Origin of the sequence: Sphingobacterium litopenaei (assembly GCF_014692495.1) — a bacterium.
Lineage (GTDB): Bacteria > Bacteroidota > Bacteroidia > Sphingobacteriales > Sphingobacteriaceae > Sphingobacterium > Sphingobacterium litopenaei.
The window spans coordinates 23,066-29,527 of sequence record NZ_JACOIJ010000038.1; the positions used below are offsets into that span (position 1 = coordinate 23,066).

The following is a 6,462-nucleotide window of genomic DNA, read 5'->3' on the forward strand; positions in this document are numbered from 1 at the left end:
AGTGAATACAATTTAACGGTTTTCAATAGATTCAACAAAAAAAGCGAAAATAAGTTTGTTAAACTTTAACTATCAGCTTACTATTTCACCTTAGACGATAACAAAAGACTTTTAATCGGCCTGTAAATAATAATGATGAGTACAATTAAAATCCCAAAGATGAATAAGCCTCGAAATATTTCCATATTCGCCACCAATAAGGCTTGTTGTGCTAGCTGCGCTTTTAATTGCAACACAGAAATATGCATCGCATCATTATAAAGGAGGAATTTAGCACTTGATTTCCCGAAGACTTCGGACCATGCTTGTTGAAATATGGGATGTGTTACATCTAAATTTTGAGTGAGTAAAAATTCATGTTTTGTTGTCAAATGCCAAATCAAATTTTGCATCAAAGCAAAACCAAATGTACTGGTCCAAAAACGTGTGGCTGTACCTGCTTGAGAAGCACTTCCCGATATACTAGGATGCACCGATCCAATCATCGAAAATACCAATGGTGTAATTAATATTCCCTGCCCTACGCCTTCTGTGAATAAAGCAATGCCGATATCAAATGTTCCCGTTTCAGGATAAAACAAATAGCTAAACCATAACATACATGCAGAAAGAATGGAGAATGCTAAGATAAAAATAGTTTTGAACGGAACATTTCGGGTAAACAGAAAATAGGAAATCGTTATCCCTACTAAGCTCCCTACCACATTAAAATACTGTACCTGCAATATATATTCCCAAGGCCATTTCCAGACCGAAGACATGACTTGGTAAATATTGCTCATCGAAGACCGCAACACATAAAAACAGAAGAACAAGATAACTCCTAGCACTACGCGTTCTGATTTGAACACATCAAAGTGAAACAAGGGTCGCTTATTCGTAATCTGATAGAATAAAAATAAGGCAGCAAACACGAAGAAACTGACTAAGGAAAGTATGATATTTTCGAACTCAAACCAATTGTATTTCTTACCATAAACTAAAAAGAATGCTCCAGACATCAAAGAAATGGCAAGCAGAAATACACCTCCTAAACTCAATTGATACAATTGTTTCTTCGGAAAGACTCGTTTTGGATTGAGCAATAACAAATAAATCAACAATGCCAATAAGTGAAAACCTATAATAGTATAAATAATAGCATTATGGCTATAATTTTCAATAGCAAATTTCACAATCGACAAAGAATATTTATCGCCTGTGAGCATAAAAGAATACAAAACAGCGTAGGCTATGAATTTTGCATTGGGCGTTTTGATGGCGTTTATGAGAACAGGAATCATGATACATCCCTCGAAAAGCGACAATGGTCCTTGAATGATACGCAAACCAATCATAAGCTCTGGATTGCGTGTAAACGTCATCGCTGCTAGTATGACAATATTAAGCATCGTGGTTACCAATAAATACAAGCGTACGTTCATCGCACCAAACAAACGACTATGCACAAATAGTCCACACACGATCATCGCATAAGCCATCGAAAACATGAACTGCAAGTCCTCCACTTCCATATCCAAAAAGGAAGCCGTAAAGGTGCTATTCAAATTGAACATTGATAATAGCATCAAATGCGGAAACATTGCAAATACCAATAACGGTACAGCAAGTTTGCCTGGCACCCAAGATTTGATTAAACTATTACCTTTTTCCATCTTAGTCAATTTTTTGCGCAGAAACAGTCACACTCATACCTGTTCTCAACTTATCCAAATCTGTAGATTCTTCTAGCACAATTTTCACTGGGAAACGTTGTTCTATTTTCACAAAGTTACCTGTCGCATTGTCCGGTTTGATTAATGAAAACTCCGAACCCGCAGCTGGAGAAAGAGATTGAACTTTTCCTTTGAATACAATATTTGGGAAAGCATCAGCATGAATTTCAATTTCTTTAGTTGTATCTATTTCACCCAATTGAGTTTCTTTGAAATTCGCGACCACCCATTTTTCTTTCGAAACCACTTGTACTAAAGCTTGTCCTTCTTTGATTAATTGACCGACTTGAATGTTTTTCACACCAACCCAACCTTCATAAGGTGCAACGACATATGTATAGCTCAAGATGAGTTTCGTATTATTCAAATGGGCTTTTTGTTGTGCTACTTGACTTCGTACTGGCGCTACTTTTGTCTGTTCAGCTGCAGCATTGATTTTTGCGGTAGTATATTGATTTTGCAAAGCTTTCAAATGTGCTTGCGCTTGTTTGAATTTTGCTTCTACATTTTCGAATTGTTGAATAGTAGCGGCCTCTTCTTCTACCAAGTTTTTGAAACGTTGGTATTCTTGTTCAGTGCGCCAAACCTCGATTTTAGAAGCTTCGATATTCGCTTGAATAGTTTGCAAATCGCTGGATTTGACGGATACCGCACTTTGGTACGAATCCACCGATTCTGCAGTACTTTCTAAAGTTGCTTCTGCCATTTGAACCTGATTCGCAAATTCGCGGTTATCAATCACAACCAAGGTGTCGCCTTTGTGTACGAATTGATTTTCTTCGAAACGAACTTCCTGAATAAAGCCAGACACTTTACTCGATACGGGGGTGATATATTGACGCACCTGCGCATTGTTGGTATTCACATGCGAAGATGCAAAGAGGTAAAACCAGCCTAAAACTAAGACGCCGATTCCCACAAATATCCATGCTATGATACCTAAAATTTTATTAGTGCGTTTTTCGCTTGTTGTCATTTGTGATGCCATAGTATTATATATTTCCTAATACGTATTGTAATTGATAGTATTTTAATTGTTTATTGATTTGCAATGAGATAAGATGCGTTTGCGCTTCCAGATAAGCATTGTCCGCATCAATTAATTCGGTAATCAGACTCAATTGGTTACTGTATTTTAAGCGTACTATTCGGTAGTTTTCTTTCGCCTGCTCGATAGCTTGATTCGCAATCACAATCTTTTTATTCGCTTCTTCTAATTTCTTTTGCGCCGCGAATACATCATGACGGATATTTTCTTCTTTCTCTTCGACTTCCAATTGAGCAATTTTGATTTGCTCATTTGCCATTTTCATCTTCACTTTGTTTTTGTAAAAATTAGAAAGCGGCATTTTTAAATTCACTCCTATTGCACCAAATCGATATAAATGCTCTACTGGAGGGAAAAACATGAAGTTCGGATAATTGTACCCATACTCACCACCTGCTGAAACTTTCGGAAGCACATTGGATTTTGTAATTTTCTTATCTAATTCCTTTAATTCCACATCTTTTTCCAACATCTTCAACACTTCAGAATTCTCATTCGCTGTGGCTATTAAATCTTCCAACACAAAGATTTTATTCGTTTCTGTAATTAAATCATCCGTATTAATGTGAAATTCCGATTCTTCTGGCAAAGACAATAAAGTTTTGATTTGATGCTCCAAAATGGCTAAGTCTTTATCCAAATCCGAATAAGCCATTTGATGATTAGACAACAACAACTTTGTTCGTAGTACATCATTATTGGTTACTAGACCATTTTTACGAAGCTTTTCGGATTGCGCAATGACAAGTGTGTCTTCACACATTTTGTCATGGATAAGCTTTTGTTGTTCTTTCAAGTGAAGACCTTGCAAGTAAGCTGTAATCACCTGCATTTTGACTTCGCGAATTTCTTTTTGTGTTTTTAAAGCTTGAATTTCTGTTTCGAGTTCTGCCTTTTCATCTTCGAACTTCAATTTTCCGCCTGTATAAATCGGAATAGAAGCTTCTAGCGTAAAATTATATTTCACTCTAGGTGTTTCGTACGAAGTCGACGGATGCAGAATACCATTTTCGTATTGACGCAAATTGTCCAATACCTGAAAAGCACTGACAAATTCAATATCCGGCAACTTTTCGTTCTTGATATCTTCTGCTTTTAATTTGGATATTCCTATTTGAAGTGATTGAACTTTGAGTTTTATGTTTTGCTGCAAGGCTACATCTATTGCATCTTGCAATTTCATATGCTCAAAGTTTAGAGTGGACTGGGCAAACGTCCGACTTCCCAAAAGTATCATACAAATAAGCAATGGATACTTAATCGTATTATATTTCATAAATTCTGATTGCTGTTTTAATCTAAATATTATAACGGCACAAAGGTAGGTTAGCACCAAATCGAACGCTTAATAAAATAAGAAAATGATTTGCTCATTTACGCCAAACTATATATAACTTTGTAAGGAAGCTAATAAAAAAAAAGTCTTTATGCGCGCAGATATCAAAGCCATACTGAAGGAATTGGATAGTGATGAGTTCGATTATTATATCAATCACATGCAGTTGACTACTATTGAAACGGCGATGCATAGCCATACTAAAGGTCAATTTCTTTATGCAGAAGGTGGCATTGTGCATATTTTTATCCAAGAAAAACACTGGTATTTACCTGCACGGTGTTTTATGTGGATTCCAGCGAATGTTCCCCACTCTATACTGACTTATAGCAAGAAAGTAGAATTGTATAATATCTACTTTAAAACCACGGAAGAGGAAAGTAAATTTTTCAGCAAGCCCAACATCTATTTTGCAAATGATTTACTGCGTGAAATGATTTTGTACACACAACATTGGTTTGGCAAAATCAACAGCAATGATCCTGCAAAATATTACTTTCTACGCGCCATAAAAGAAAATCTACCGCAAATAGAATCTACTAAACTTCCAATCATGATGCAGCATCCATTTCCCAAAGATCCTAAGCTTTTGGAAATAGCAAAATTTCTAAATGCAAATCTCGAAACGAATTATACAATTGAAGAAATCGCACAAAGATTTGGATTAAGTACGCGTACTTTATCACGCAAATTCAAAGAAAACTTAGGAATGAATTATGTACGTTTTCTGCGTTCATTACGTATTACCAAAGCTTTCGAACTCCTCGCTGAAAAGCAGCATAATATTTACGAAATCACCTTAATGGTAGGATATAGTTCTTTATCGGCATTCAGCAATATTTTTTACAAAGTAGCTGGGATTAGACCAACGGAATATGCAAAATTAATGGTCAATTCCACAAGGAAAGAATAAAGAAAGGCTTCGAGTTTCCTTGAAGCCTAACAACACACATACAAATAGACCCCACATTACTCGCATCAATCGTAGTCTTGATTTTACTAAAGATGTGCTTTAGGACAAAAGATAATATATTATTATCCTGATCTATTAATTGATGTAGTAAGGAGTGCGACATAACATCCTCATATGAATTTAAGGCAATTTGTGCAACTGAAATGTCATCTCCAACATTTATACTAATAGCGGGAATAGCTGTCGTTTTACCAAAAGAATATACTATAAAACTATAGTGCTTATTTGCTGGTAGTTGAATATCAGTGGTAATAGTTGTGCCACAAACGTAATCTCTACTTAATAAATATTTATGATTTTCATCAAAAACTAAAATTCTAAAATTAACGCTGTTCCCTAAAGGTTCTCTAAAATGCGAAGACCTAAAACTCGGCTTAGAATTAGAATAAATATTTACTTCCAAAAAATAATCATCATCCAAGAAGACTTTGTTATGCACAACTCCTTCCTCATTAGATTTAAATGTAACCGCATCCAAATATTCTGCTTCATCGACTCTTAAGGTCAAGAATTCTGATATAGCAGAGTGTTTAACTTCCTGAGCACAGGAAATAAATAATAAACTAATAATAATATATAAGTAAATGGGCTTCATAATATGAAAAACAATTAACCTTACCAATCTATCTCAACTGCTAATGATTCTTTTTGCCACTCTAACTCTATTAATCATTTGAATTTTCAATATTCAGAGCCACTTGAGATCCTGCGGCAAATGATTGTTCAATAAACACTTCAAAAACAGATATTTCAGGTGCTTGGTAACTTTTTTTGTTTGACATGGCTTAGTTTGGTTTTATAACACCACATATTTTCTTATGTTAATGAATTGATATGAGGCGTAAGCGATTCGCAATAAAAATTGCAATCCCTATAGGTAGATTTTTTTGTTTTAATTGATTTTTTTGTAATTAATTAACGTGCATACTGCATTCCATACAGCCCCTACTTAATTGTCACAAAAATAATACTTCAACATGACAGTAGTGTCCAAAATAAGGAAAAAAATGGCGGTGTATTTATATAGCAGGGATTGCTATATTTAATTCGCTAAAATTCCATCACCGCCATGTTAAATATAAACGTATTTTCTCAGATATTAGGACTAGTAGATCGCAATATTTTTAACAAATTAGTTCAACCATCTTTCCTCAGCTGATTCCGTTCGTGATATTTCTAATGGGCTTCGTAGTACTACAGGAAACATGAGCCATATGGGCATCTCCAGAACACCTAGCAAGTCCAACCTCTCATACATCAACCAACATCGTAATCATGGCCTATTTCGAGATTTGTATTATAAACTTTTGGATGATTTGTGGCGTAAAGATTCTCCAAGACGCACCGAGCTTAACAGACTCAAGCGTAAAGTATATCTCATGGATGCTAC

Annotated in this window: 5 protein-coding genes; 1 reads left to right on the top strand and 4 read right to left on the bottom strand. The window is 35.3% G+C overall.

The annotated features are described in order from the left end of the window. Positions 1-80: 80 nt before the first annotated feature. The 3 genes from H8B04_RS14695 to H8B04_RS14705 are packed head-to-tail and all read right to left on the bottom strand — an operon-like array spanning position 81 to position 3,946. Positions 81-1,655, bottom strand: a complete 1,575-nt coding sequence (locus H8B04_RS14695; RefSeq protein ID WP_190302826.1) for an efflux MFS transporter permease — start codon at positions 1,653-1,655, stop codon at positions 81-83. A 1-nt stretch (position 1,656) separates the two neighbouring features. After that, positions 1,657-2,703: an HlyD family secretion protein gene (locus H8B04_RS14700; RefSeq protein WP_190302827.1), complete on the bottom strand. Its 1,047-nt coding sequence runs from the start codon at positions 2,701-2,703 to the stop codon at positions 1,657-1,659. A gap of 4 nt (positions 2,704-2,707) precedes the next feature. Further along, the gene (locus H8B04_RS14705) at positions 2,708-3,946 is read right to left on the bottom strand and encodes a TolC family protein (protein ID WP_223815446.1); all 1,239 of its coding nucleotides are present in this window, start codon (positions 3,944-3,946) and stop codon (positions 2,708-2,710) included. Positions 3,947-4,190: 244 nt separating this feature from the next. On the opposite strand from H8B04_RS14705, the gene H8B04_RS14710 reads away from it, so the two are divergent. Beyond that, positions 4,191-5,012: a helix-turn-helix domain-containing protein gene (locus tag H8B04_RS14710; protein WP_190302828.1), complete on the top strand. Its 822-nt coding sequence runs from the start codon at positions 4,191-4,193 to the stop codon at positions 5,010-5,012. Here the strand turns inward: H8B04_RS14710 and H8B04_RS14715 are convergent. Then, a complete protein-coding gene (locus tag H8B04_RS14715) occupies positions 4,990-5,667 on the bottom strand; it encodes a hypothetical protein (protein WP_190302829.1) in 678 nt (225 codons plus the stop codon). The genes H8B04_RS14710 and H8B04_RS14715 overlap by 23 nt on opposite strands. Between the last annotated feature and the right edge of the window lie 795 nt (positions 5,668-6,462).

Coding starts and splice junctions, on each gene's coding strand:
- H8B04_RS14695 (WP_190302826.1), bottom strand. CDS start 1,655: ATGGAAAAAGGTAATAGTTTAATCAAATCTTGGGTGCCAGGCAAACTT.
- H8B04_RS14705 (WP_223815446.1), bottom strand. CDS start 3,946: ATGAAATTGCAAGATGCAATAGATGTAGCCTTGCAGCAAAACATAAAA.
- H8B04_RS14715 (WP_190302829.1), bottom strand. CDS start 5,667: ATGAAGCCCATTTACTTATATATTATTATTAGTTTATTATTTATTTCC.
- H8B04_RS14700 (WP_190302827.1), bottom strand. CDS start 2,703: ATGGCATCACAAATGACAACAAGCGAAAAACGCACTAATAAAATTTTA.
- H8B04_RS14710 (WP_190302828.1), top strand. CDS start 4,191: ATGCGCGCAGATATCAAAGCCATACTGAAGGAATTGGATAGTGATGAG.